This window comes from Sinorhizobium kostiense (assembly GCF_017874595.1).
Lineage (GTDB): Bacteria > Pseudomonadota > Alphaproteobacteria > Rhizobiales > Rhizobiaceae > Sinorhizobium > Sinorhizobium kostiense.
Genome location: NZ_JAGILA010000005.1, coordinates 74,585 through 98,608 on the forward strand (window position 1 = coordinate 74,585; position 24,024 = coordinate 98,608).

Here is a 24,024-nt window from a genome sequence, read left to right on the forward strand (position 1 = left end):
TCTATCGCCTCGCGTGGAGCCATAGGCAGGATACGCTACAGCCAGCGGCGGATGCGGGTTTTGTAGGCACGGTAGACGTCACCGAACTTGCGTTCGAGGTAGGCTTCCTCGCGGGCGACCACACCGAAGCGGATGACGACATAGAACGCCACCAGCGAGATAAGCAGCCACAGAGTGTCGAAGCCGATGGCGAGGCCGATCAGGCCAAGAAGCATGCCGACATAGATCGGGTTACGGCTGTAGCGGTAGGGCCCCGCGTCGACAATCGTCGTCGTCGGCTGCGTGGTCTGGATATTCGTCCCTGCTCGGCGGAAGGTAGTCGCCGCCCAGATCAGCAGCGCCAAGCCGGCAAGGAACAGGATGACGCCGAGCCAAACGGCCAGCATGGCCGGCGGCAGGAACGGCAGCGGGTATAGCCAGTCGAGCACGAGCCCGGCTACGACCGCCAGCGCCCAGGCGATAGGCGGTCGCACTATTGCACCGGGACTGTCACGGAAGTTTTCGCCCGCCTCGTTCATCTCACCTCCGCACCTCACACCTGCGCGGATGATAGCAAGAATACAGAACGTGTTGGAGCGCCCCCGAGAGGGGGCGATGCGATGCCCGCGAACGGATATGCGCTGGCTCGAGCTTAGGGCGGCTGAGCCTACAGCGCCGCGCGTCGTATCAAACGCACGATTACGTTCAATCCCGACGCGCTTTAGAACCTCATCCCGGGAACCACAAGCGGATTATCGGCGAGCGCCTGGGCATCTGCTTGATCGACGCGCGGCTTGCCGGTAAAGGCGTCGAAGAGGTCGCGCACGAAAGCTTCCTGAAGCCCCTTGGTGATCATCACCATGCGCGTGCGCCGATCCGCGGGATCGGGCCAGGCCGCGAGTCGCTCCGGTGTGTGGAAGACGCTCTGGACGCCGTGGAGCACCACCGGCCGCTCCGGATCATCCGCGACCGAAACGATCGCTTTCATCCGTAACAGTTTTTCGCCATGCGCGGAGCGCAGGAGATCGATGAACATCTCCAGAGCCATCGGCTCGATCGGTCGCTCGTGGACGATGCTGAACGAGCGGATGTCCGAACCGTGGCGATTGACATCATGGTGATGGTGACGCCTATGACCGTGATCCTCGTGGCAATGATCGTGGTCGTGCCCGTGGTCATGCCCGTGGTCGTGATCGTGATCGTGGCCCGCCTCGGCTTCGTCCTGCAGCCACCGGCCGACATCGGCGACCTTCGTCGTGGCGTCATAGAGGCCGCAGGCAAAGAGCTCCGCGCGTCCGGCCGCGTCGCCATCGCCATCGACGATCGGCGCCCGCGGATTGAGCTCACGCAACACGGCCATGAGCCGATCCACCTGTCCGTCCCTTGCGAGCCCGGCCTTGCTGATGACCAGCCGGTCGGCAACCGCGACCTGCTTCATCGCCTCAACGTGACTCGTGATCGTCTGCGCGCCATTCACCGCATCGACCACGGTGACCACGCCGTCGAGGCGGTAATTCTGCGCGACCACCGGATTGCCGAGGACAGATTGCAGGACCGGCGCCGGATCGGCAAGGCCGGTCGTTTCAATCACGACACGCTTCAAAGGCCTGATACGACCCGTCTGCATTCTATCCATGAGATCGGCAAGCGTATCGACGAGTTCGCCGCGCACAGTGCAGCAGAGGCATCCGTCGGAAAGCTCGATTACGCCATCGCTCGATGCCTCGACCAGCAGATGATCGATCGCCACATCGCCGAACTCGTTGATGATCACCGCCGTGTCGGCGAGTTCCGGATCCTTGAGCAGCCGGTTCAGAAGGGTTGTCTTTCCCGCCCCTAGGAAGCCGGTCAGGATCGATACAGGCACGACCGGCAATGGACCGTTCATGGCAGCACTCCCTTTCTACAGCGCGGCGTGTCTTTCAGACACGCAAAGGCCGCTGTAAGGCTTTGAATTGCTGCATGTTCCTGTTCCTCGCGATCGATTTGAGGAGACATGCAGTAGACGCTGTTTTAGAAGCTCGGACGCGGGACCGGGATCGGCACCTTGGCGGTTTCGGTGGCATCGCCCTGCCCGGTGGCATCGTTCCCGGCCTTTGCGGTACTGTCGCCGCTACCCGGAATGAGTCCGGCGAAAACAAGCTTCAGCGGGCGATTGATCTCACGGATATAGGGCGAGAGCGGCTTCTGGCGGCCGGCTTCGTCGCGACCTTCGCTTCTGACTTTCGCCGCCTGTTTGGAGCAGATCTGCTTGCTGACGTCGACGACCAGCTTGCGGTTCTCGCCGTAAGGTGCGATCTGAGTGAGCGAAGGCTTGCCGGCGCCGCTCGTTGTCAGTGCCAATTGGAGGAGGCGGGCCGACTCGTCGGCGCGCGCACCGAGGCTCTCCTCGCCGAGCACCACCGAAACGACACGGCGACCGCTCCTCATTGCCGATGAGACCTGATTGAAACCGGATGCGCAGATGAATCCGGTTTTCATGCCGTCGGCGCCGTCGAAGCGGCCGATCAGCATGTTGTAATTGGCATAATCCTTCTTGCCCGTGGTGATGCCTTCCAGAGCGAAATAGGGGGCATATTCCGGGAATTCGCGCTTCAGCGTGACCGCCAGGACGGCAAGATCGCGGGCGGTCGTGTACTGGCCCTTGCCGGGCAGGCCGTTCGGGTTGATGAAGTGCGAGGAGGTCATGCCGATCCGGCGCGCCTCGGCATTCATCCGATCGATGAAGCCCTGTTCTGATCCGCCGACCGCCTCGGCGATCGCGACGGCCACGTCGTTGGCCGACTTGACAAGCATCATCTTCAACGCGCTGTCGAGCGTCATCGCCTGGCCGGGCTTGTAGAACATCTTGCTCGGCGGCTCGGCGGCCGCGTTTTTCGACATGACTACCGGGCTTTGAAGCGTCAGCTGCCCTGCCTTGATCGCGCGAAATGTCGTATAGGCGGTCATCAGCTTGGTCAGCGATGCCGGGTACCATTTCTGGAAGATGTCCTGATGCTCGTAGACCTTCAGCGTGTCGACGTCGATGACGAGCCGCGGATTGGCGAAGGATGGCAGAGCCGACATCACCAATGCCGCACAGGCGGTCGCAAGAGCGACCAGCGCCCTCCCCCTGCCCTGCCTCATGAATTCCACAGTCACCACGATCTCAAACCTCGAATTTCCGGAGTTGCCTCGTATTGTCCCGCTATTTAGCCTATATGGCCGGGACATGGCAAAGCCCAGCTGTTTGGCTGCCGCATCCATCCACCGAAGAGAGCGACAGGATATACCATGCCGATTTTGAACCGTGCCGCCGAACTCCAGAGCGAAGTAACGGAGTGGCGGCGCCATCTCCACATGAACCCGGAGCTCCTGTTCGCGGTGGAAAATACGGCAGCCTTCGTCGAAAGGAAACTCAGGGAATTTGGCGTTGACGAGATCGTGACCGGCCTAGGACGCACCGGCGTCGTCGGCCTCATTCGCGGCAGCCTCGGCCCCGGCCGCACCATCGGGCTCAGGGCCGACATGGATGCCCTGCCGATCACCGAGACGAGCGGCAAGCCCTGGGCATCGACGACGCTCGGCAAGATGCATGCCTGCGGCCATGACGGCCACACGGCGATGCTGCTCGGCGCGGCGAAATACCTAGCCGAAACACGCAAATTCGCCGGCAACGTCGCCGTCATCTTCCAGCCGGCCGAAGAGGGCGGCGGCGGCGGCAACGAGATGGTGAGGGACGGCATGATGGAACGCTTCGCCATCGAGGAGGTCTATGGCATGCACAATATGCCGGGCATGCCCATCGGCCAATTCGGCAGCCGCGTCGGTCCGATCATGGCCTCGACCGACGAGTTCACCATCACCGTCAAGGGCCGCGGCGGCCATGCGGCGCAACCACATAAGACGATCGACCCGATCGCCATCGGCGCACAGATCGTCAATGCGCTCCAGACGATCGCGTCGCGCACCGTCGATCCCCTGGCCTCGGTGGTGGTTTCCGTCACGAAGTTCAATGCCGGTTTCGCCCACAACGTCATCCCGGAGCAGTCAGTTCTCGCAGGCACGGTGCGGGCCCTCACACCGGAGGTGCGCGATACCGGCGAGAAGCGGATCCGTCAGATCGCCGAGAGCATCGCCGGCGCCTATGGCGCGACCGTCGACGTCTTTTATGACCGCAATTATCCGGTGACGGTCAATCACCCGGCGGAAACCGCCCATGCGCTCGCCGTCGCCGCGACCGTTGCTGGCGACGGGAAGGTCAATCCTGCGCTCGATCCGATGATGGGCGGCGAGGACTTCTCCTACATGCTGCTCGCCCGCCCGGGCGCCTTCATCTTCATCGGCAACGGTGACACCGCCGGTCTGCACCATCCTGGCTATGACTTCAACGACGAGGCGATCCCGCATGGAATCTCCTATTGGGTGAAGCTCGCGGAAGCGCGACTTGCCGCCTGAGAGTAGCAACCGGGAGGCGGCAATGCATCAGATCGACAAGACCGACCGCAGAATTCTCCAGATCCTGCAGGCGGACGGCCGGATCACCAATCTCGAGCTGGCCGACCGCATCGGGCTCTCCCCAACCGCGACAAGCGAGCGCCTCCGGCGGCTCTTGAAGGAGGGCTATGTCTCTGGCTTTGGCGCGCGCCTTGATCCGCACAAGCTCGGCTTCGGGCTCCTGGTTTTCATCGAGGTGATGCTCGACAAGACGACACCGGAGGTTTTCGACCAGTTTGCCGCCGCCATCAAGCAGGCGCCCGCCGTTCTCGAGTGCCATATGGTTGCAGGCGGCTTCGATTACCTCGTGAAGACACGCTTCGAGGACATGGCCGCCTACCGCAATTTCCTCGGCCAGGTGTTATGGACGCTGCCGGGCGTCAAGGAAACGCGCACCTACGCTGTGATGGAAGAGATCAAGAACGACGGCCCGCTGCCGCTGGTCTGAACGGCAGCGGGCGATCCTTACGCCTTGATCGAAGCCATGTCGATGACGAAGCGATAGCGCACGTCGCTCTTGATGACGCGCTCGAAGGCGCCGTTGATTTCATCGATCCCGATGGTTTCGATTTCCGAGACGATGCCGTGTTCGCCGCAGAAATCGAGCATTTCCTGCGTTTCCTTGATTGATCCGATCATCGACCCGGAAATGCTGCGGCGTGCCGGCACCAGCGAGAAGGCATGCACCGGCACCGGATTTTCCGGAATTCCGACCAGCACGAAATCGCCGTCGACCTTCAACAGGGTGAGATAGGCGTTCCAGTCGATCTCGGCGGCCACGGTGCAGATGATCAGGTCGAAGCGACCGGCGAGCGCCGTGAAGGTCTCCGGATCGTTTGTCGCGTAATAGTGGTCGGCACCGAGCTTCAGCCCATCCTCCTTCTTCGAGAGGCTCTGGCTGAGGACCGTCACTTCGGCCCCCATCGCATGCGCGAACTTCACGCCCATATGGCCGAGGCCACCCATGCCGACGATCGCCACCTTCTTGCCTGGGCCGGCCTTCCAGTGGCGGAGCGGTGAATAGAGCGTGATGCCGGCGCAGAGCAGCGGCGCCGCCGCATTGAGCGGCAGATTCTCGGGGATTGAGAGAACATAGCCCTCCTTGACGACGATATGATCGGAATAGCCCCCTTGCGTTGGGGTCTGTCCATCGGACTCGAAGCCGTTATAGGTCGGCACGAGGCCGGGCAGGTACTGTTCCAGATCAAGGTCGCGGCTCGCACAAGTCGTGCAGGAGTCGACAAAGCAGCCGACGCCGACGCGGTCGCCGAGCTTGAATCTGGTGACCCTGGATCCGACCGCCCGAACGATGCCGACGATTTCGTGGCCAGGCACCATCGGGAAGGTAGAATTCCCCCATTCGTTGCGCGCTTGGTGGATGTCCGAATGGCAGACGCCGCAATATTTGATGTCGATAACCACGTCGTCGTCGCGCGGTTCGCGGCGGTCGAAAGTGAAAGGGGTGAGCGGCTTCGAAGCGTCGGTCGCCGCATATCCTCTTGCAATGGCCATGGGTCAGTCCTTCATGTGTGGGAGTGGCGCCCGCGGATGGACTGCGGACGGCAGGCCGGACTATGCTTCTTCCGCGGCCGATTGCGTTAGTGCGATTCTGCAATATTCTTGCGTGATCCTGCAAGAATGGTCGCGGCGCGGTGGGCGAAGCGTCCTTGTCAACCTATCTGCTGCCCACCCGAGACGAGACTTAAACCGTTGGAAAGACCGCCGAACATGACAGATACGCAGCGAATGCAGCGCCAGGAGATGATCGATACCATTGCCCGGATCGCCGGGATGGATGGCGACTTTCAAACCCTCGTTCCGGGCCTCAGCATTCATCGCCACTCGAACGCCACGGAGGTGAACTGCGCCGCCTACAAGCCGAGTTTCGCGATTATCGTGCAAGGCGCCAAACGCGTCTTGCTCGGCGAGGAGACCCTCGTCTATGGCGCCTCCGACTACCTGTTGACCTCGATCGACCTGCCAGTGCTCTGGCAGGTCCTCGCGTCACCGGAACAGCCTTATCTCAGCATGAATTTCCAGATCGATACCGGCAAGATTGCAACGCTCGTCGACCGGATCGGCGACCAGCCGATGACATCGCCCGCCTCGCCCCGCGGCATGACGGTCAGCAAGCTTGCGCCTGAACTGGAAAGCGCGGCGCTGCGGCTCCTGCGCCTGCTGGATCGACCCGACGATATTTCCGTTCTACTGCCGCTCATCGAGCAGGAAATCCTTTATCGTCTGCTGATCGGGCCGCAAGGAGCCAAGCTGCGGCAGATGGCGACGGCGGAAAGCCAGCCGCACCAGATCGGTCGCGCCGTTGCCTGGCTGAAGGAGCACTATGCGCGGCCGCTGCGCATCGAGGAGCTTGCAAGCCGCGTCAGTATGAGCGTCTCCTCGTTGCACCACCACTTCAAGGCGATTACGGCAATGAGCCCGCTGCAATATCAGAAGCAGCTCCGCCTGCAGGAAGCGCGGCGCCTGATGCTGGAGGAGCGTCTGGACGCCGGTGACGCGGGCCACCGGGTCGGCTACGAGAGTCCGTCGCAGTTCAGCCGCGAATACGCCCGCCACTTCGGCGAGCCCCCGGCACGAGACGTCGGCCGCGTCCGCCGCAGTCTGGTCGCTCGCCTCAGCGGTGAGACGGAGATGTTAAGCGAGGGATAGCGGCTGTCAACCGGCCAAAGCCCATCAACTTCGCTCGATCTCACGCCGAAGGACGATCGACGTCGTCAGGTCCTCGACATTGTCGAGCCCGGCCACTTCGTTGCGCAGTTCGTTCAAGGCATTGATCGATGCCACCCTGACCTCGACCACAAGATCGAGTTGGCCGCTGACGGAGGAGACCCGCCGGACGGAGGAAAAGCCGGCGAGCCTGTCGAGCACGCCGAGCGAGGGGGTGCGCTTGAGCGTGACCAGCAGAAAGGCCTCGATCTGACCTTCTTCCAGTTGGCCGATATCGGCGCGGTAACCGCGAATGACGCCGGCCTTCTCCAGTCGCCCGACGCGCTCCGCCGTGGCGCTGCGCGACAGCCCGATCCGCCCGGCGAGGGACTTCATCGGAATGCGCGCCTCGCGGCTCAGGATGCTGAGGATCGCCCGATCGGTCGCGTCGATATCCTGCAATGCTGCCTCCCACGGCCGGCAAGGAAAAGGCGCCGGCAAAACGACGGTTATAACGAACAAAATGCCGGCACAACCGGCTAATTGCCGGATGCGCACCTTCATTTGTCATGCAACTCTCCCGGCGAGAGTGAGGGCATCATGAACGACATGCTGAAGACGAAGCCGGACTTTTCAGTCGAAGAGGCAAGCGCGCTCCTTGTGCAGCATTTCGGCCTGAAAGGAACGCTGGCGCCGCTCGACAGCGAGCGCGACCAGAATTTCAAGGTGACCGCCGACGGCGCGACCTACATCCTGAAGATCGTCAATGCGGCCGAGCCGGAGATCGAGAGCGATTTCCAGACGGCGCTGCTCAGGCACCTCGGCGAGTGCGCCGGCGACATTCCAGTCCCGCATCTCCGCCCCACGGTCTCGGGCGCAAGCCTTGCGGAGGCGACGGGCTCCCGCGGCCTCGCCCATCGGCTGCGGCTCGTGAGCTGGCTGCCGGGCCTGCCGCTCGCCCAGTCCCGGCACAGCGACGCGGCGCTTCAGTCCCTTGGCCAGATCCTCGGCCGCTTCGATGCCGCACTCAAGGGCTTCATGCATCCCGGCGCGCTGCGCGATCTCGATTGGGACATCCGTCATAGCGGCCGTTCCGCCGACCGGTTGCATCACATAGCCGATGCAGACGACCGGGCGCTTCTCGAGCGCTTCATTTCGCGTTTTGAGGAGCAAGTTGCGCCGCGACTCCCGATGCTCCGTGCAGGTGTCATGCATAACGACGCCAATGACTGGAACGTGCTGGTCGATGAAGGCGATCACGACCGCATTGCCGGCATCATCGATTTCGGTGACGCGCTCTACACGCCGGTAATTGCCGAGGTGGCGATCGCCGCCGCCTATGCCGGACTCGACCATGCCGATCCGATTGGCGCGGCCGCCGCCATCGCCCGCGGCTTCCACGCGGAGTATCCGCTTCTCGAGGAGGAGATCGAACAGCTCTTCGACCTTATCGCCATGCGGCTGGTCACGTCGGTGACGATGTCGGCCTCGCGCCGCGCGGAGGTCGACGGCAATCCCTATCTCGCCGTCAGTGAGAAACCGGCCTGGGCGCTACTGCGCAAGCTCGATGCCGTGAACCCGCGCTTTGCGACCGCTATCCTGCGCCATGCCTGCGGCTTCGAGGCGGTCGCCGGCGCGCGCGCCGTCAGCGCCTGGATCGAACGGCACGGCAAGCAACTGTGGCCGATCTTGGAGCGGCCGCTTGCGACCTATCCGGCCGACCTCATTCCCTATGCCGAGCCTGCTCATCCGATGACCGTCGCTTCCGCGGGCGAACGCCCGCATGAAGCGCAGGCGATCTGGGAAGCGCATTGCCGTGCGGCCGGTGTGGCGCTCGGTATTGGCCCCTGGGGCGAGGCCCGCACCGTCTATTCCGGCGACATGTTCGCCTCCCGCCTGATCGCCGATACCCGCCGCACGCGCCATCTCGGCCTCGACCTTTTCATGCCGGCCGGCACCAGCCTCCATACGCCGCTTGCCGCCACCGTCGTCAGCGCCGAGGTCGAAAGAGAGCCGCTCGGCTACGGCTGCCTCGTCGCGCTTCGGCACGAGCCCGAGGGTTGCCCGCCTTTCGTGACGCTCTGGGGCCACCTTGCCCACGAAGCAGCCAGCCGTCTGAAGCCCGGCGACAGGCTGCAGGCCGGCGGGCTCGTCGGCGAAATGGGCGCGCCGGAGGAAAATGGCGGCTGGGCGCCGCATCTCCACTTGCAGATTTCCACCGACACGCGCCTTCCCGCCACCGAAATCCTTGGCGTCGGCGAGGAGCGCTATCTGGATGTCTGGGCCGAGCTTTTCCCGAATGCCGCGACTTTCGCCGGCGTTGCGCCGGAGTTCTTCACCCGGGCCGGCCGTACGCATGAGGAGATCGTCCGGCTGCGCCGCGAATTGCTGTTGCCGAACCTCACGATCTCTTACGAAAAACCGATCAAGTTCGTGCGCGGCGAAGGCGTCTGGCTGATCGACGACCGCGGCCGCGCCTATCTCGACTGCTTCAACAATGTCTGCCACATCGGCCACGCCCATCCGGCGGTCGTCGAGGCAATGGCGGGCCAGGCGGCGAGGCTCAACACCAATACCCGATACCTGCACGACAATATAATCGCCTATGCGGAGCGGCTGACCGCGACGATGCCGAAGGATTTGACGGTCGCCGCCTTCGTCAACAGCGGCTCGGAGGCCAACAGCCTGGCGCTCCGCCTCGCGCGCACCCACACGGCGCGCGACAACGCCATCGTGCTCGACTGGGCCTATCACGGCACGACGCAGGAGCTGATCGATCTCAGCGCCTACAAGTTCCGCCGCAAGGGCGGCCAGAAGCCGCATGTGCATGTGGCAAGAATACCGGACAGCTACCATGCGCCGTCGGATTGGCCAATCGCGGAACATGGGCGGCGCTTCGCCGAAAACGTCGCCGAATTGATCGCGGCGATGAAAGCAAGGGGCGAAGGGCCCGGCTTTTTCCTTGCCGAATCCATCCCCAGCGTCGCGGGCCAGGTCTTCCTGCCGGAGGGTTATCTCAAGGAGGTCTACCGGATGGTGCGCGAGGCGGGCGGCGTCTCCATCGCCGACGAGGTGCAGGTCGGCTTCGGCCGCGTCGGCAGTCACTGGTGGGCCTTCGAGACACAGGGCGTGGTGCCTGATATCGTCACCATGGGCAAGCCGATCGGCGATGGCCATCCACTCGCTGCCGTGGTCACGACGCGTGAGATCGCCCGATCCTTCAACAACGGCATGGAGTATTTCAATACCTTCGGCGGAAATCCGGTCTCCTGCGCGGTGGGGCTCGCCGTGCTTGACGTGATCGAGCGCGATGACCTGCGACGCAACGCGCTGGATATCGGCAACTATCTCGTCGCCGCCTTTCGAGCGATGCAGGAGCGTTACGATGTGATCGGCGACGTTCGCGGTCAAGGCCTTTTCCTCGGCATCGAGCTCGTTGCCGACCGGAGGACCAAGGCGCCTGCGACCGAAATCGCCCGCGCGGTTTCCAATGGCGCGCGCCGGCGCGGCGTGCTGATGGGCACCGAGGGGCCGCACGACAATGTCCTCAAGATGCGGCCGCCAATGATCTTTTCGAGGCGCGACGCCGACCATCTGGTTGCCGTGCTCGACGAAACCTTCGAGGCAGTTCTGTCCGGTGCCGCATGAGGAAACTACAGCGTCGCGTGTCTTTCAGGCACGCAAAGGTCGCTGTAGCATTTTGGATTGCTGCACGTCTTTGCCCTTGAACCGAGTCGATTCAAGGAGACATACCGTAGCCCGTCGCGAGGCTTTTTGCCTACCACCCCTCTTCCAGCACCTTCGCCAGCATGTCCACGAAAAAGTCGGCGCTCTCGCGCCTGAGGCACAGTGGTGGCTTGATCTTGAGGACGTTCAGGTGGTCGCCGGTCGGCTGCATGATCACGCCGAGGTCTAGCAGGCGGTTGCAGATGCCTGCCGTCTCCTCGGTCGCGGGCTCCAGCGTCTCCCGGTCGCGGACGAATTCGACGCCGAGATACAGCCCCATGCCATGCACGGCGCCAACCAGAGCATATTGTTGTCCAAGCGCCTCAAGCCGCTTTTTCAGGTGATCGCCAACGGTGCGGGCATTTTCCTGCAATTCTTCGTCGTGAAGGATATCGAGCACGGTCAGCCCGGCGACGCAGCTCACAGGGCTGCCGCCGGAGGAGGAGAAGAAATAGCCCTCCTTCTCCAGCGCGTCGGCGATCTCGCGGCGGGTGATGACGGCACCGAGCGGGTGGCCGTTACCCATGCCCTTGGCGACGGTGATGATATCCGGAACGACGCCCTGCTCCTCGAAACCCCAGAAGTAATGCCCGAGCCTGCCGTAGCCGACCTGGACCTCGTCGGCGATGCAGACCCCGCCCCGTGCCCGGACCATCGCATAGACGGCTTCGAGATAACCGGGCGGCAATGGAATGCCGCCGGCATTGCCGTAGACGGTTTCGGAGATGAAGCCGGCAAGGCTACGCTCCTGCCGATCGAGTTCACTAAGTGTCGCCGAAACCGTCGCGACATAGTCGCTGGTCGATCCCGCGCCGCGGAAAGGCCCGCGATAGGTGTTCGGTGCAACGACCGGATGCACCCAGTCAGGCCGAGTCGTCAGTGCCTGCGGATTGTCGGCGATCGAAGTCGAGACGGCGTCGCTCGCAGCCGTCCAGCCGTGATAGGCCTCGAGCAGCGAAACCATGTTGCGCGCGCCTGACGACGCCCAGGCGAGCCGGATCGCGAGGTCGTTCGCCTCCGAGCCGCTGTTGACGAGGAACACCGTATCGAGCCCCTCCGGCGCCAGAGCCGCGAGCCGCTCCGAGAATTCCGCGACCGACGCATAGTGGAATCGGGAATTGGTGTTGAGCAGCGACCATTGCCGCCCGACGGCGGCCGAGAGGCGCGGATGCCCGTGACCGATCACGGTGACGTTGTTGACCATGTCGAGATAGGCGCGTCCCTCGACGTCGAAGAGGTGCTCCTTCCAGCCCCGCTCGATTTGCGGCGGGTTGCGGTAATAGTTCTTCTGTGGACGCGCGAAATGGTGCAGGCGCCGCTCCAGGAGCCCGGCCGCGTCGGTCGGTGGCGCGTCGCAGTCGAATCCCAAAAGCGCAGCGGGCGACGGGCAAAGGCGGCGCCAGGCCTCCGCCTGGTGCGGCACCGCAAACGCCGGCGGATCGAGGTCCGCCACGGTGCAGAGCTGAACCCGCATGAAGCCTAGCGTCGGCGGGTCGCCGGGAACCTTGGCGATCTGCGCTCCGACCCCGACCGTTTCGCTTTCCGTTTCCGCAGGTTCGACCCCGAGCAGGTGCAGATGCAATCGCTCGCCCGATAGTATCAGCCGGCCTTGGCGCTGCACCAGGCGCCCGCCAAAGGGGGCGTGAATCTCGGTCTGCCCCTTGAGACAGAGGTCCACATGGAGCGCCAAGGTCCGCGGCGCCCTCGCCTTGAGCAGTCGCGTCTCCGTCAACCGGAATTCGCCGTAGCGTGTGGCAGCAGCGCCGGCCGCCCTTGCCGCCGATTGCAGAAGCAGCGCTTCCGTATCCTCATAGTGCCAGCGGTCGGCGGGAAGGTGCGGTCCGAGCAGAGACAGGTCGACGACACCGACATGATCGGGATCGATATCCGGCACCAAACGAAGCTCCACCCTTACCGCCGCCTCTTCCAGCTCCATGCCGACGGCGTGGCGGATCGCATGCTCCATCAGTTCGAGGGGTACCGAAACGGCAACCTCGAAGATTTCGCGCTCATGCGCGGCATTGCCCTGGACATAGGCATTGTCCGGGTCGATACCGAGCTGCTGGGCGGAGCTCGCGACCAGGACGCCGGCGCGCGCGACGATCAGCGGCCAGAGCGCCCTCACTTCCGCGTCCGTCAGCGGGCAGACGGCATGGAAGGCTTTCACCGCTGGCAGAATGTAGAAGGGGTCGCCATCGGCGTGGTGCAACAGCGATGCGCAGGTAGCGGCAAGCTCAGCGACGACCCATCCCTTGAGCACGTCGCCGAAATCTATGACGCCCTCGGGAATAAGCCGGCCGCTCTTGTCCGCGCGGCCGACAACATTGTCATCTGTGACGTCCTGGTGGATTGCCTGCAGGCGCAGTTCCGACGTCAGCGGTTGCAGCCGCCGCATCGCGCCGACCATCGCCTCGGCGATACGTTTGCGGAACGCCTCGTCGGCCATGGCCGAAAGCAGGTGCAGTGCGACCGGTCCAGCCCTTCTCAGATCCCACTGCAACTCCCGTTCGAGACCCGGATGGTCGAAGTCCTGAAGCGCAACGGCCAGCCGCCCGGCGACTTCGCCAAGCACCGCCACGCTCTCGGCGGCCAAATGCTTGCGACGCGTGAGCGGGGTGCCATCAAGATAGGTCAAGAGCCGGATCTGATAGGCCTCGCCGCGGACGGTGATTGCAACGATCTCCTCGCCGGCAGCCGAGGGCACGACGCGCGGCACCCTTGGCGCGTCCGCCTTCCCGCCCACATGGGCAAGCGCCGCATTCTGCGCTTCGAGCTCTTGCCGCGCATATTCAGCCCTTGCGATTTTCAGGACAAAGCGGCCCTCGTTCGTGTCGACGCGATAATTGCGGTCCTGCTGGCTGCCCAGCTCCTCGACTTCGCCCGTGAGCCCGTAGTGCTCGGAGATCAGCGCCTGCGCCTCGTCGGCCGAAATCTCGGGCCTTGCAAGCTCGGTGCGGCGCTTCAGCGATTCCTCTTGCGTCATTCCAGTTCCATCCATTCTCTGGCTCTAAAGTTGACTGCCGGGGGCGGGCGGGAACCCGCGGGGGGTTCTCTCCCGCTCTCAGTCAACACGTTCTTGCGCCCCGACACCGTCATCCACTGCTCCATTCCGCCTGCCGCGGCGGCAGCCGGACAGACGTAGCGAATGTTTTCCCCGATTTTGCCCTTGCGCGCCACTCCAAAATACCTATAGTTCCATATACAACCACGCACAGGAGAACGGCGCATGGCAAGCTCTCCCGCACAACGGCTCTTTGCCGAACAGGCGCTCCTGCCGACGGGCTGGGCGGAAGATGTGGTCATTGCGATAGGCGATGACGGCCGCATCGCCGGCATCGAAGCTGATCAGCCGTTGGCGACCGGTGTCGAGCGCTTGGCCGGCCCCCTTCTTCCGGCAATGGCGAATCTGCATTCCCATGCTTTCCAGCGGGCAATGGCCGGGCTCGCCGAGGTTGCGGGGGCGGGCGACGACAGTTTCTGGACCTGGCGCGAGGAAATGTACCGTACCGTCGGACTGGTGGATCCCGACGATGTCGAGGCGATCGCCGCCAAGCTCTACGTCGAAATGCTGAAGGGTGGATTCGGCCGGGTGGTCGAGTTCCACTATCTCCACCACCACGCGGACGGAACGCCCTATTCCGATCCGGCGGAAATGTCGCTGCGCATTCTGAACGCCGCCGAAACGACCGGCATCGGGATCACGCACCTTCCGGTCTTCTATGCTCATGCCAATTTCGGCGGTGCAGCGCCCAATCCGGGACAGCGCCCGTTCGTGCATGATCCGGAAAGCTTCCTTGCCCTCGTCGACCGCCTCGTTCGCCCCTCCGCCGAAACGGGCGCCGCACTCGGCTATGCGATCCATTCGCTGCGCGCCGCTACCCCCGAGGAGATGCGGACGATCATCGCCGGCCTACCGCGCTCCGGTCCAGTTCACATCCATGTCGCCGAGCAAACGCGCGAAGTCGAAGATTGCCTCGCCTGGAGCGGCAGGCGTCCGGTGGAATGGTTGCTGCAGGAAATGCCGGTGGACGGCCGCTGGTGCGCCATTCACGCAACGCATATGACGGCGGATGAGACCGAACGGCTGGCGAAATCGGGTGCGGTCGCCGGTCTCTGCCCGGCAACCGAAGCCAATCTCGGTGACGGCATCTTCCCGGCAACGGATTACCTGGCCCACGGCGGGCGCTTCGGCATCGGTACCGATAGCCATGTCGCGACCAGCGTCGCGGAAGAGTTGCGGCTCCTCGAATATGGCCAACGGCTGCGCGACCGCCGGCGCAACCGGCTTGCAGCCGGCCCCGGCGCTTCCGTCGGCAGGACCGTCTTCGACACCGCCCTTGCTGGTGGCGCCCAAGCGGCCGGTCTCGGCAGGCCCGGCATCTCACCTGGCGCCCGCGCAGATCTTCTCGTGCTCGACGGCGCCAATCCTTTTATTGCCGCCGCGAGCGGCGACCGGATTCTCGACCGCTGGCTCTTTGCCGTCGGCGGGGAGGCGGTCCGCGACGTCATGGTCGCCGGCAAATGGACGATCCGCAATGGACACCATGCCCGTGAGGAGGAGATCGACCGCGTTTTCCAGCGGGTCCTGAAAAAGCTTAGATAGCCGCGGCGGCAGCTCGTCTCGTTGACCTTGCCGGTGCACTGCTCATGATCTGGCATATCCGCGCTGCTTTGAGCATACTGGTTACTGCTCCGATCGTTTGGATCGGGCAAGCGATGGGATGGCTCGGCTGACAATGATGCGAATCCTGCGCGCGAGTGATTACAAGCATATGCCGTGGAAGAACGGTGGCGGTGAGACGGTGGAGATCGCCGTTTCCCCGGAGCGCGGAACGCTCTCCGACTTCGATTGGCGCATCAGCATGGCCACGGTTGCAAGCGATGGCGCCTTTTCCAGTTTTTCCGGAATTGACCGAACCCTCTCCATCCTCGATGGCGCCGGTCTGACGCTCTTCATCGAGGGCCGGCCGCCGAAGTTGTTGACGACGGCCGATCCGCCGCTTTCCTTTCCCGCCGACGTGCCGACATCGGCCAGGCTCAACGACGGCCCGGTCACCGATCTCAATGTCATGACGAGACGACATGCGCTGAAGCACAGGGTGCGAAGGCTGCATGTCGAGGGCGCGCTGCCGATTACCACCAGTGCCCGCGAGATCGTGCTCTTCTGCCACCGCGGCAGTGTGGCGCTGGCAACTGCGGGGGTTTCCGCCACCTTGCATGCGCTGGATACGGCGGTGCTCCAGCACCCGGCAGCCCTGACGCTCTCAGCCGAGATTTCCTCAGACGTTTTTCTGATCGAGATCAGTGTTCCCTGACCCGCTTAGCGGCGCGGGATGAGGAAAAGTTGCCGCCCCGCATCCCTGCCAACACCTCACGATCGATCACGTTGAGTTTGACCGAACCTGCTGGCTGCGGGATATTTAGACGAATGCATAGCGGAGCGCACCGAACAGAAGGAGCACGCCGCCGACCGTCGTCAGCCCCACACCGAGCCAGTTCCGCGTCGGGGCGAGGAAACGCAGCCCTTGGTGCCGCGGCTCGAGCGTCTGTCGATCGTTCTCCTGCTTCGGCGGGCGACTGAGGCGTCGCCGGGCCAAGGCTTCCCACACCATCGCGAGAATGCCGAAGATGAAAAGAAATGCACCGATCAGGACCGTCCCCACGGCGTTTCCTCCAGCACGGCGCCATCTGTTTTGTGCAACGTCGGGTGAATCCACCAGACTGCAAGACGCCCTAACGCGTGCGCGTTTGTGGCCGCACAATATTCATCTGGAGCTCGTGACTCGTCGCATATCTACCGAGCACCTTGATCAGCCGCTTTTCCTCGGCCCTGTGAATGCCGGTTCGGCGGCAATACTCTGCCACGTCCCAGACATGCTTCGCCTGGGTCCTGTCGAGCTTCCGAGTGTCCGGGTGTTCCATCCTGCGCCTCCCACGCTCCTCAAAATCAACGCCGCCGAAATCGGTTTTGTTCCAAGTCATAGGTGAACGATCGCCGACCCCCGCTCCGCGGAACATTTCCTCCCGCCGAGCCGTTCTCTTCGGGTCGGGGAAAGCCATCGTCGGGGCCAACTGGCCAAGCGCGACGAAGTAGAAAAAGCAAAGAACGGAATTGTTCGATGTCCCGGAAGGTTACGCCCGAAAAACTTGAAAAACTGACGCTCATGCTCGGCCAAACCGTTGCGGCGATGCGGGTCAACGAGATCCTGATGTGCCGCCTGCTGAGGTGGGCTGCCGCCAACAGCAATGATCCGAGGCGCTTCATCGAAGAGGTCTTGGAAAAGACGAGAGACGAATTGCAGCGCCCCGCCGAAGCCGATGGCAGCGCGGCCACCGCAGAGGCAACTGTGCAAGCCCTCGAATACCTCGACGACCTCGCCGAGGATATCCAGTCAAAACAGGAACGAAAATCGTCTCGCCGGGATGTCAAAGGCCTCTCGCTCCTCGACCGGTATCAATTCCCCAGTTTCACCGCGGCGCCTCGCCGGGCCCCCGACGGCACCGAAGTGCAAAAGGGGCGCGGCTGACGCGCCGTTGGCGCGGATGTGCGTCATTCGCTCGGATGCGGCACCGTTTTCGGCGGCTCTTCCAGGAATGTATAAGGCCCGTCGGGACACTTGACGTTCGGGTTCACCGGATGGAAGACCCCCATTGGGTTCGGCTTGAAGATCCACGCATGCAGGTCGTAATGATGGAGCGCGGCCGGCAGTAGCGGCTCATGCCCCTCCATCGGCCCATCGAAGGGATGTCCGAAGAGCTCCGGCTTCGGCTTGACGCCGGTCGCAAGCGGGATCAGCCATTCTACGGCAACGAGTTCGAGCTTGTCGCCGACCGGCTCGTAAAGCAGCAAGGTCGGCTTCATCGGATCGGGCTCTGGACCGATCAAAGCGGGGTTCAGGAAATGCACCCCCATGGTTCCCGAAGCATACTTGACGCATCCGAGCGTCGAGAAATAGCCGTCGCGCACGGCGACCACCGGGTCTTTGTACTTTTCGAGCGCCACCTTCAGCTTTTCGAGCTCCGGCGGAAGCGCGTCAGTGGCCGTCACTAGTTGAGGTGTGAAAGAAGCGCCCGCCGCGAGACAAATTGTCTGTAGCAAGCGCAGTACCGAAGACATAGGCATGGCTCGGTCCTCCCTCGCTCTCTCGCCTCCCGCGAGGAGCACGGCGCATGATACAGCACCGAGGAGTGGGGAGCCACTCGCGAGAAAGGGTTAGGTGGGCTTGCGAGCCTCCATTGCGGCTCCGCGGGCGGCGCGAACCTATGTGAGTGCATCCCGATCCAGCAGTCGGAATCGAATACCGCTGGAACTCACCGCGAGAACGCAGAGTTAATCTTTCGCGATTCGATTTCTGCCAGTCACTCTGTTACCTTACTGACGTTTCGAGGTTCGATCCGTCGTTCCGAAGGAATGCGCCCATGGCTTCCGCAACTGCCGACTCTCCCGTCACCGAGCCCTACTCCGTCCCGGCAACCAATTCCCTCCAGGAGCGGCGGCCGAACACTCTGAAGCACGGGGACACCTTTGCCGTTTTCGACCAGAACGGCGATGCCTATTCCGGACCGGGCAGCCCCGAGGGGCTCTTCCATCGCGATACCCGTCACCTCTCCCATCTTTGCCTGACGATCAATTCCGCCCGGCCGCTGCTTCTGTCCTCGACCCTCAGGGACGACAATGCCACGCTGACCTGCGACCTGACGAACCCCGACTTCGTCGATAAGAACGGCGAACGGCGGTTGCGGCACGACTCGATCCACTTGCGGCGATCACGCTTCGTTTGGAACGGCACCTGCTACGAACGGCTGCTGGTGCGAAACTTCCACGAAGAGACGCAATTGATCGAGATCCGCATCGACTTTGCGGCCGATTTCGCCGACCTTTTCGAAGTCCGTGGGAAGCAGCGAAAGCGTCGCGGACAAATGCATCCGCCAACCACCACCCGTCACGAGGTTCGCCTGTCCTATACTGGCCTCGACGGCCTCGAACGAACCACCCGTTTAGGCTTCGACCCGCCGCCTTCGACCCTCACGGCGGCAGCTGCCACATACCAACTCGAACTCGACCCCGGCGAAAGCCGAACCCTGTTTCTGGAGGTCAACTGCCAACGGGAACCGGCGATCCCGATCGGCCATCGCTCCTATTTCTTCGCGCTGAGGGATGCCCGCCGCGCCTTGCGCGCCTCTTCCGGCCGGGCCGCCTGCATCTTGAGTTCGAACGAGGTCTTCAACGAGGTCGCACAACGCAGCATGTCCGACCTCTACATGCTCATCACCGAAACTCCGGAAGGGCCCTATCCCTATGCGGGCATCCCCTGGTTCAGCACGGCCTTCGGTCGCGACGCGATCATCACCGCCATGGAGACGCTATGGCTCGATCCGGAGATCGCCCGGGGCGTGCTGGCGCATCTGGCTGCGAACCAGGCGACGGGTTTCGACCCGCTGTCGGACGCCGAGCCGGGCAAGATCCTCCATGAGGTGCGCTTCGGCGAAATGGCCGAGCTCAGGGAAGTGCCGTTCCGGCGCTACTACGGCAGCGTGGATTCGACGCCGCTTTTCGTGATGCTCGCCGGCCAATACCTGCAGCGCACCGGTGACATCGGGACGATTCGCCAAATCTGGCCGAACATCGAGGCGGCGCTGACGTGGATCGACGATCATGGCGACCGCGACGGCGACGGCTTTGTCGAATACGGCCGCCGCACCGAGGACGGCCTCCTCAACCAGGGCTGGAAAGACAGCCACGACTCCGTCTTCCATTCGGACGGATCGCTCGCCCGCGGTCCGATCGCGATCGCCGAGGTACAGGCCTATGTCTACGGTGCATGGGAGGCGGCGGCAAGAATGCTTCGGGACCTCGGGCAGGAAGACCGCGCCGTCGGTTTCCTCAGGCGCTCCGAGGAGTTGAGACGCCAGTTCGACTCGGTCTTCTTCGATGAGGAGCTGGGCACCTACGTGCTTGCGCTCGACGGCGACAAACGGCCGTGTCGGGTCCGCTCCTCCAATGCCGGCCATGCCCTTCTCACCGGCCTCGCCTTGACCGACCGCGTGGAAACAGTCGCAAAAACGCTGATGTCCGGCGCCTCCTTCTCAGGCTGGGGAATAAGGACCATCCCCGTCACTGAAAGCCGCTACAATCCGATGAGTTACCACAACGGCTCCGTGTGGCCGCACGACAATGCGCTGATCGCCCTCGGTCTGGCGCGCTACGGCTTTCGCCACGCGGCCGCACGGATCTTCGAGGGCCTGTTCGCCGCCTCGACCTATATCGAACTGCGCCGTCTGCCTGAGCTCTTTTGCGGCTTTCCTCGCCAGCGGGCGCAAGGGCCGACCTTCTATCCGGTGGCCTGCATCCCCCAGGCATGGGCGGCCGCAGCACCCCTCTCGCTCGTGCAGTCCTGCCTTGGGCTGGAGTTCAACACGAAATCCATGCAGATCACCTTCGATACTCCCGTGCTGCCGGAGTTCATAGAGAGGCTCGAGATAAAGCAACTCAAGGTCGGCATAGGCTCGGTGCATGTCGCGGTACACCGCTCCGGCACGCGGGTGGTCGTCGACGTCATCGAGCGAAAAGGCAATGTGCGGGTCATCACGATCCTCTGACAGCCCTCCCTGCATGTCTTCTTGAAAGGACAATGACATGCAGCAGATCAAGGCGCTACAGCGAGCCTTGCGCGTCTGATGGGACGCGCGGCGCTGTCGGGCAATCACGGCAGCGGTGGGAAGCTTTCTCCATAGGCGGGCTGAAGACCTTTCTCGGTCGGCCTGGCATTGGGTTGGACCTCAAGTTCGGCGAGCACCGGCAGATGATCCGAAGCCACGCGCGCAAGCGCGCTGCTGTGCACCCGGCAGGCGCTGGCGCCGATCCCGTCACCGACAAAGATGTGGTCCAGCCGCAAGAGCGGTAGGCGCGACGGAAAGGTCGGCCGCGGCTTCAAATTGCAGAGGCTCGTCACGTCCTTGAGTTGCCCGGCCAGGAGCTTGTACGTCGTCGAGCGTGCAATCGCGTTCAGGTCGCCCGCCAGGATCACGCGCGAATCCGGTTGCCTGATAGCCCCGAGCCAGCCGGGACCCAACAGCGCCGTCGCCTGTCGGATACGCTCGGAACCGCGCAATCCGAGATGCGTGTCGATGACCTGGAGCTTGACCCCTGCAAAGTCTATTTCCACCCAGAGAGCACCTCGAGGCTCTCCGCACGACGGCAGCGCGTCCGCCTTGACCAGACGCATCGGCAATGCCGTCAGCACCGCATCGCCGTATTTCTCTTCTTTGAGGTGGAGCGCCGGATGAAACTCCGCCTCCATTCGCAGATGCGCGGCGATCATCTGTGCCTGGTCCATGCCGGCGCTGCGGGCGCGGCCGACATCCACCTCCTGCAGGGCAATGATGTCGGGCTGGCATTCGCCGATGACGGCCGCGACACGCCCAGGGTCGAGCTTCCGGTCGGTGCCGAAACAACTATGGACGTTGTAGGTGAGGAAACGCAGCCGTCGAGGCATGATCCCTGTTTAATCACTCCGGGCTGTGGTCTTCCAATCGGGAACACGTCGGACCCGCTTTTCGTTCCGATGACGGACATGGGAGCGCGGCAGATGCCCACCAAGATATTTGCAAGACTATTCATTGTCGCCGCCATCGGCATCGCCGCGTGGCTGATCTATCGCACGCTCAACCGATACTCCCCGGACGAGATCGCCCGCTCGGTCATGCAGATTCCGCTCGGGCACCTCGCGGCGGGAGTGGGCTACGTCTTCCTCTCCTATTTATGCCTCACGCTGTTCGATACGCTTGCGGTGCGCTATGTCGGTCGAAAGCTCGCCTATCCCCGAGTGGCTGTCACCTCCTTCACCAGCCTCGCCATCGGCCACAATGTCGGCGTTGCCGCCTTGAGCAGCGGCGCCGTCCGCTACCGCTTCTACTCGCGTTGGGGGTTCAGCGGTGAAGAGGTCGCAAAGATCATTCTCTTCTGCGGCGTCACCGTCGGCCTGGGCCTTGCCACCCTCGCCGGTCTTTGCTGTCTGATCATGCCGGAGAGCGCCGCGGCAATCATCGGCCTTTCCGAACCGGGTGCCCTCCTTCTGGGCGTCGCCTGTCTTGCTGGCTCGACCGGCTACGTCATGCTCGCGGGCGTGCTGCGTGGGTCGCTTCGGATCTGGCGGTGGTCGTTCGAAATGCCGTCGCTTCCGATTGCGGCCGGTCAGGTGATCGTCGGTACGAGCAATTACCTTTGCGTCAGCGCCTGCTTGCACCAACTCGTGCAGGCATTCGGAAACCCGGCCTACCTGGAGACCGCGACCGCCTATGTCGGCGCCAGTGTTGCTGCCCTTGTCAGCCACGTGCCGGGCGGAATCGGCGTCCTTGAAGCAACGATCGCGTTTCTGCTCGGCCAGGCCGCAAACATCGGCGCGCTCATCGCGTTCCGGGCGATCTATTTCTTCCTGCCACTCCCGCTTGGATTGATGTCGCTCTCGATTGCCGAATTCGTCCGCTTCGACGAAGCGAAAAGCCTCGCCACCAAGGCGAAGAGCTGACCCGTCCAGCGTCTGGCGAGGGTGCGCACGCCGGACAGGGGCCGTAGCGGTCGGTTCGGGTCCACGATGCCCGTCCCCCAGACTAGCGCCGTCGCCCCCTTGTCCTTGATCCCGTTGAAGGGCCGCAAGCCACGCGAATGGCCGTTTAGCCCATCGATGACGGCGACGAGCGAGCCTGTGTCGCGCAGCATCCTTCGGACCTCGGACGGGTCCGCGTCGAGATGTTCGGCCAATAGGCAATTGCGAATGCCCTCGATTGCCGCGCGCTGCTCTTCGTCCGCAGCCTCCACGGCAACGTCGCATTCGGTGTCGAGCCCCTCCGAGCGGTTGTTGAAGTTTGACGAGCCGACGCGCAGGAAGCGCTCGTCGATCGCGACCACCTTCGAATGAATGATCACCTCCTGCTCGGATCCGTCGATTGCGGGAACCACCGGATAGGCGACCCGCAGCCTGCCATGACGGTCGGCCCGTTTCAGCCGTCGGATAAGGCGATCGCGATTGCCCCCCATCACCAGTTTTTCCAGGAGCCCGTGCGAATTTCGCGTGGTGATCACCACGATTTCAGGGCCGTCCGGCTCCTGCAATCTCTCAGCGAGCAGCTTGCCGATCCTGCCTGAGGCGAAGTACTGGTTCTCGATGTAGATGTGGCGGCGGGCGCTGCGCAGCGCGTCGAGGGTCAGCCGCAGCGCCTCCTGGCGTCCTCGCCTTTCGCCGAAGCCTGGCTCGGTGCGCGCGATGGCAAGCCGGCAGTTGGTGAGGACGGGCTCGATGCCCTCCGGCCATGCGACGCTCGACGAGTTCGGGGGCAGGACGTCTTCGCCGATCGACGACTTCCAGCGGGAGCGGCAAAGATCTCCGATGGCGCGGCTCGCTTCGCCGTCGAAGACGACCTCGATGTCGTGCACCGGGTCATAGGGTTTTCCGTCCGGATCGCGGCGCAGATCGTTCTCCGGCGAATGATCCGGCGTGTCCCAGCGCCGCGCTGTCAGATCGATGCCGCCGACAAAGGCGACACGGTCGTCGATCGAGACGAGCTTCTGGTGATGGCAGCCGCGAAGGGCGCGGTGGTTCGCAAAGCGCAGTTCGATCCGAGGATGCATCGACCATTTCTGTTTGCGAAAGAGCCGCAAGGACTTTCCCGAGTAGATCGGTCCCATCGCCCAGACGAGAATTCGGATCCTTAAGTTCGGCTTTCGCGCGGCCAGGCGCTCCAGCATGGTTCCGAGCGCCTCCGCGTCCGGGACCCCTGGCCGCAGTCTGATGCGCGGGTCGAAATCCCATCCGGTGATCCATATCTGTTCTTCCGCCTGCTCGATCGCACGCTCCAGGCAAGCATAAAAGGCGGCCCCGTCGACAAGGAGCGACACCCGCTCGGCGAGCGCGCGGCGCCAGACATTCTCCGCCTCTCTGATGATCGGCCGAACGGCGGAGCGCCGTCCCTTTCGCGCGCCTCCGGCAAGTGTGCTCTTCCACACCAAGCTTCGTTTCCCATGGGTTGCAACTGCGAAGGAATCCATTTCGGCCAAGTTTTGTTCCCGCGGCCCGCAGCGGGAGCCTCGGAAGCGGAGGGCGGAAAATGTACAGGTACGCTGTCATTCCGAATATCGCCCGATGCACGCTACCGCTCGGCTCCAGGCGCGGGTATTATTAT

Annotated in this window: 20 protein-coding genes; 9 read left to right on the top strand and 11 right to left on the bottom strand. The window is 63.4% G+C overall.

Translation table 11 applies throughout. The annotated features are described in order from the left end of the window. Nucleotides 1-35: 35 nt before the first annotated feature. The 3 genes from J2Z31_RS18280 to J2Z31_RS18290 form a co-directional block, all read right to left on the bottom strand. Nucleotides 36-518, bottom strand: a complete 483-nt coding sequence (locus tag J2Z31_RS18280; RefSeq protein WP_209603140.1) for a methyltransferase family protein — start codon at nucleotides 516-518, stop codon at nucleotides 36-38. A 182-nt stretch (nucleotides 519-700) separates the two neighbouring features. Then, nucleotides 701-1,867, bottom strand: coding sequence for a CobW family GTP-binding protein (locus J2Z31_RS18285; RefSeq protein ID WP_209603142.1), 1,167 nt, complete (start codon nucleotides 1,865-1,867; stop codon nucleotides 701-703). 125 nt (nucleotides 1,868-1,992) lie between these two features. Beyond that, on the bottom strand, nucleotides 1,993-3,105 hold the full coding sequence (locus J2Z31_RS18290; RefSeq protein ID WP_209603734.1) for a D-alanyl-D-alanine carboxypeptidase family protein: 1,113 nt from the start codon (nucleotides 3,103-3,105) through the stop codon (nucleotides 1,993-1,995). Between the two features lie 147 nt (nucleotides 3,106-3,252). Between J2Z31_RS18290 and J2Z31_RS18295 the strand changes: the two genes are divergently transcribed. Next, nucleotides 3,253-4,416: a M20 aminoacylase family protein gene (locus J2Z31_RS18295; protein WP_209603144.1), complete on the top strand. Its 1,164-nt coding sequence runs from the start codon at nucleotides 3,253-3,255 to the stop codon at nucleotides 4,414-4,416. 22 nt (nucleotides 4,417-4,438) lie between these two features. Then, nucleotides 4,439-4,903: an Lrp/AsnC ligand binding domain-containing protein gene (locus J2Z31_RS18300; RefSeq protein ID WP_209603146.1), complete on the top strand. Its 465-nt coding sequence runs from the start codon at nucleotides 4,439-4,441 to the stop codon at nucleotides 4,901-4,903. A gap of 17 nt (nucleotides 4,904-4,920) precedes the next feature. Here J2Z31_RS18300 and J2Z31_RS18305 read toward each other — a convergent pair whose 3' ends face one another. Continuing rightward, on the bottom strand, nucleotides 4,921-5,967 hold the full coding sequence (locus J2Z31_RS18305; RefSeq protein WP_209603149.1) for an NAD(P)-dependent alcohol dehydrogenase: 1,047 nt from the start codon (nucleotides 5,965-5,967) through the stop codon (nucleotides 4,921-4,923). Between the two features lie 216 nt (nucleotides 5,968-6,183). Here J2Z31_RS18305 and J2Z31_RS18310 point away from each other — a divergent pair, with 216 nt between their 5' ends. After that, nucleotides 6,184-7,122, top strand: a complete 939-nt coding sequence (locus J2Z31_RS18310; protein ID WP_209603151.1) for an AraC family transcriptional regulator — start codon at nucleotides 6,184-6,186, stop codon at nucleotides 7,120-7,122. 24 nt (nucleotides 7,123-7,146) lie between these two features. Here J2Z31_RS18310 and J2Z31_RS18315 read toward each other — a convergent pair whose 3' ends face one another. Beyond that, on the bottom strand, nucleotides 7,147-7,683 hold the full coding sequence (locus J2Z31_RS18315) for an Lrp/AsnC family transcriptional regulator (protein ID WP_234939518.1): 537 nt from the start codon (nucleotides 7,681-7,683) through the stop codon (nucleotides 7,147-7,149). A gap of 36 nt (nucleotides 7,684-7,719) precedes the next feature. On the opposite strand from J2Z31_RS18315, the gene J2Z31_RS18320 reads away from it, so the two are divergent. Then, nucleotides 7,720-10,767 (top strand): aminotransferase class III-fold pyridoxal phosphate-dependent enzyme, encoded by a 3,048-nt coding sequence (locus tag J2Z31_RS18320; protein WP_209603153.1) that lies wholly within the window; start codon nucleotides 7,720-7,722, stop codon nucleotides 10,765-10,767. 130 nt (nucleotides 10,768-10,897) lie between these two features. Here J2Z31_RS18320 and J2Z31_RS18325 read toward each other — a convergent pair whose 3' ends face one another. Further along, nucleotides 10,898-13,828, bottom strand: a complete 2,931-nt coding sequence (locus J2Z31_RS18325; protein WP_209603155.1) for an aminotransferase — start codon at nucleotides 13,826-13,828, stop codon at nucleotides 10,898-10,900. A 243-nt stretch (nucleotides 13,829-14,071) separates the two neighbouring features. On the opposite strand from J2Z31_RS18325, the gene hutF reads away from it, so the two are divergent. Together hutF and J2Z31_RS18335 are read left to right on the top strand one after the other, a co-directional pair. Further along, the gene (gene hutF / locus J2Z31_RS18330; protein WP_209603158.1) at nucleotides 14,072-15,448 is read left to right on the top strand and encodes a formimidoylglutamate deiminase; all 1,377 of its coding nucleotides are present in this window, start codon (nucleotides 14,072-14,074) and stop codon (nucleotides 15,446-15,448) included. 118 nt (nucleotides 15,449-15,566) lie between these two features. After that, nucleotides 15,567-16,160 (top strand): HutD/Ves family protein, encoded by a 594-nt coding sequence (locus J2Z31_RS18335; RefSeq protein WP_209603160.1) that lies wholly within the window; start codon nucleotides 15,567-15,569, stop codon nucleotides 16,158-16,160. Nucleotides 16,161-16,265: 105 nt separating this feature from the next. On the opposite strand, the gene J2Z31_RS18340 is transcribed toward J2Z31_RS18335, so the two are convergent. Together J2Z31_RS18340 and J2Z31_RS18345 are read right to left on the bottom strand one after the other, a co-directional pair. Then, nucleotides 16,266-16,457: a hypothetical protein gene (locus tag J2Z31_RS18340; RefSeq protein WP_234939531.1), complete on the bottom strand. Its 192-nt coding sequence runs from the start codon at nucleotides 16,455-16,457 to the stop codon at nucleotides 16,266-16,268. Between the two features lie 121 nt (nucleotides 16,458-16,578). Continuing rightward, entirely contained in the window at nucleotides 16,579-16,767 is a 189-nt protein-coding gene (locus J2Z31_RS18345) for a hypothetical protein (protein ID WP_209603164.1), read from the bottom strand. Between the two features lie 242 nt (nucleotides 16,768-17,009). Between J2Z31_RS18345 and J2Z31_RS18350 the strand changes: the two genes are divergently transcribed. Beyond that, nucleotides 17,010-17,372: a hypothetical protein gene (locus J2Z31_RS18350; RefSeq protein ID WP_234939519.1), complete on the top strand. Its 363-nt coding sequence runs from the start codon at nucleotides 17,010-17,012 to the stop codon at nucleotides 17,370-17,372. Between the two features lie 23 nt (nucleotides 17,373-17,395). Here the strand turns inward: J2Z31_RS18350 and J2Z31_RS18355 are convergent, their stop codons facing one another. After that, the gene (locus tag J2Z31_RS18355; RefSeq protein ID WP_209603167.1) at nucleotides 17,396-17,968 is read right to left on the bottom strand and encodes a hypothetical protein; all 573 of its coding nucleotides are present in this window, start codon (nucleotides 17,966-17,968) and stop codon (nucleotides 17,396-17,398) included. Between the two features lie 296 nt (nucleotides 17,969-18,264). Between J2Z31_RS18355 and J2Z31_RS18360 the strand changes: the two genes are divergently transcribed. Beyond that, the gene (locus J2Z31_RS18360) at nucleotides 18,265-20,445 is read left to right on the top strand and encodes an amylo-alpha-1,6-glucosidase (RefSeq protein WP_209603169.1); all 2,181 of its coding nucleotides are present in this window, start codon (nucleotides 18,265-18,267) and stop codon (nucleotides 20,443-20,445) included. Nucleotides 20,446-20,549: 104 nt separating this feature from the next. Here the strand turns inward: J2Z31_RS18360 and J2Z31_RS18365 are convergent, their stop codons facing one another. Then, complete coding sequence (locus tag J2Z31_RS18365; protein ID WP_209603171.1) at nucleotides 20,550-21,341, bottom strand: endonuclease/exonuclease/phosphatase family protein; 792 nt, start codon at nucleotides 21,339-21,341, stop codon at nucleotides 20,550-20,552. Between the two features lie 93 nt (nucleotides 21,342-21,434). On the opposite strand from J2Z31_RS18365, the gene J2Z31_RS18370 reads away from it, so the two are divergent. Next, a complete protein-coding gene (locus J2Z31_RS18370; RefSeq protein ID WP_209603173.1) occupies nucleotides 21,435-22,373 on the top strand; it encodes a putative bifunctional lysylphosphatidylglycerol flippase/synthetase in 939 nt (312 codons plus the stop codon). On the opposite strand, the gene J2Z31_RS18375 is transcribed toward J2Z31_RS18370, so the two are convergent. Continuing rightward, complete coding sequence (locus J2Z31_RS18375) at nucleotides 22,271-23,890, bottom strand: phospholipase D-like domain-containing protein (protein WP_209603738.1); 1,620 nt, start codon at nucleotides 23,888-23,890, stop codon at nucleotides 22,271-22,273. The two genes, J2Z31_RS18370 and J2Z31_RS18375, sit on opposite strands and share 103 nt — an antisense overlap. Nucleotides 23,891-24,024: the final 134 nt, after the last annotated feature.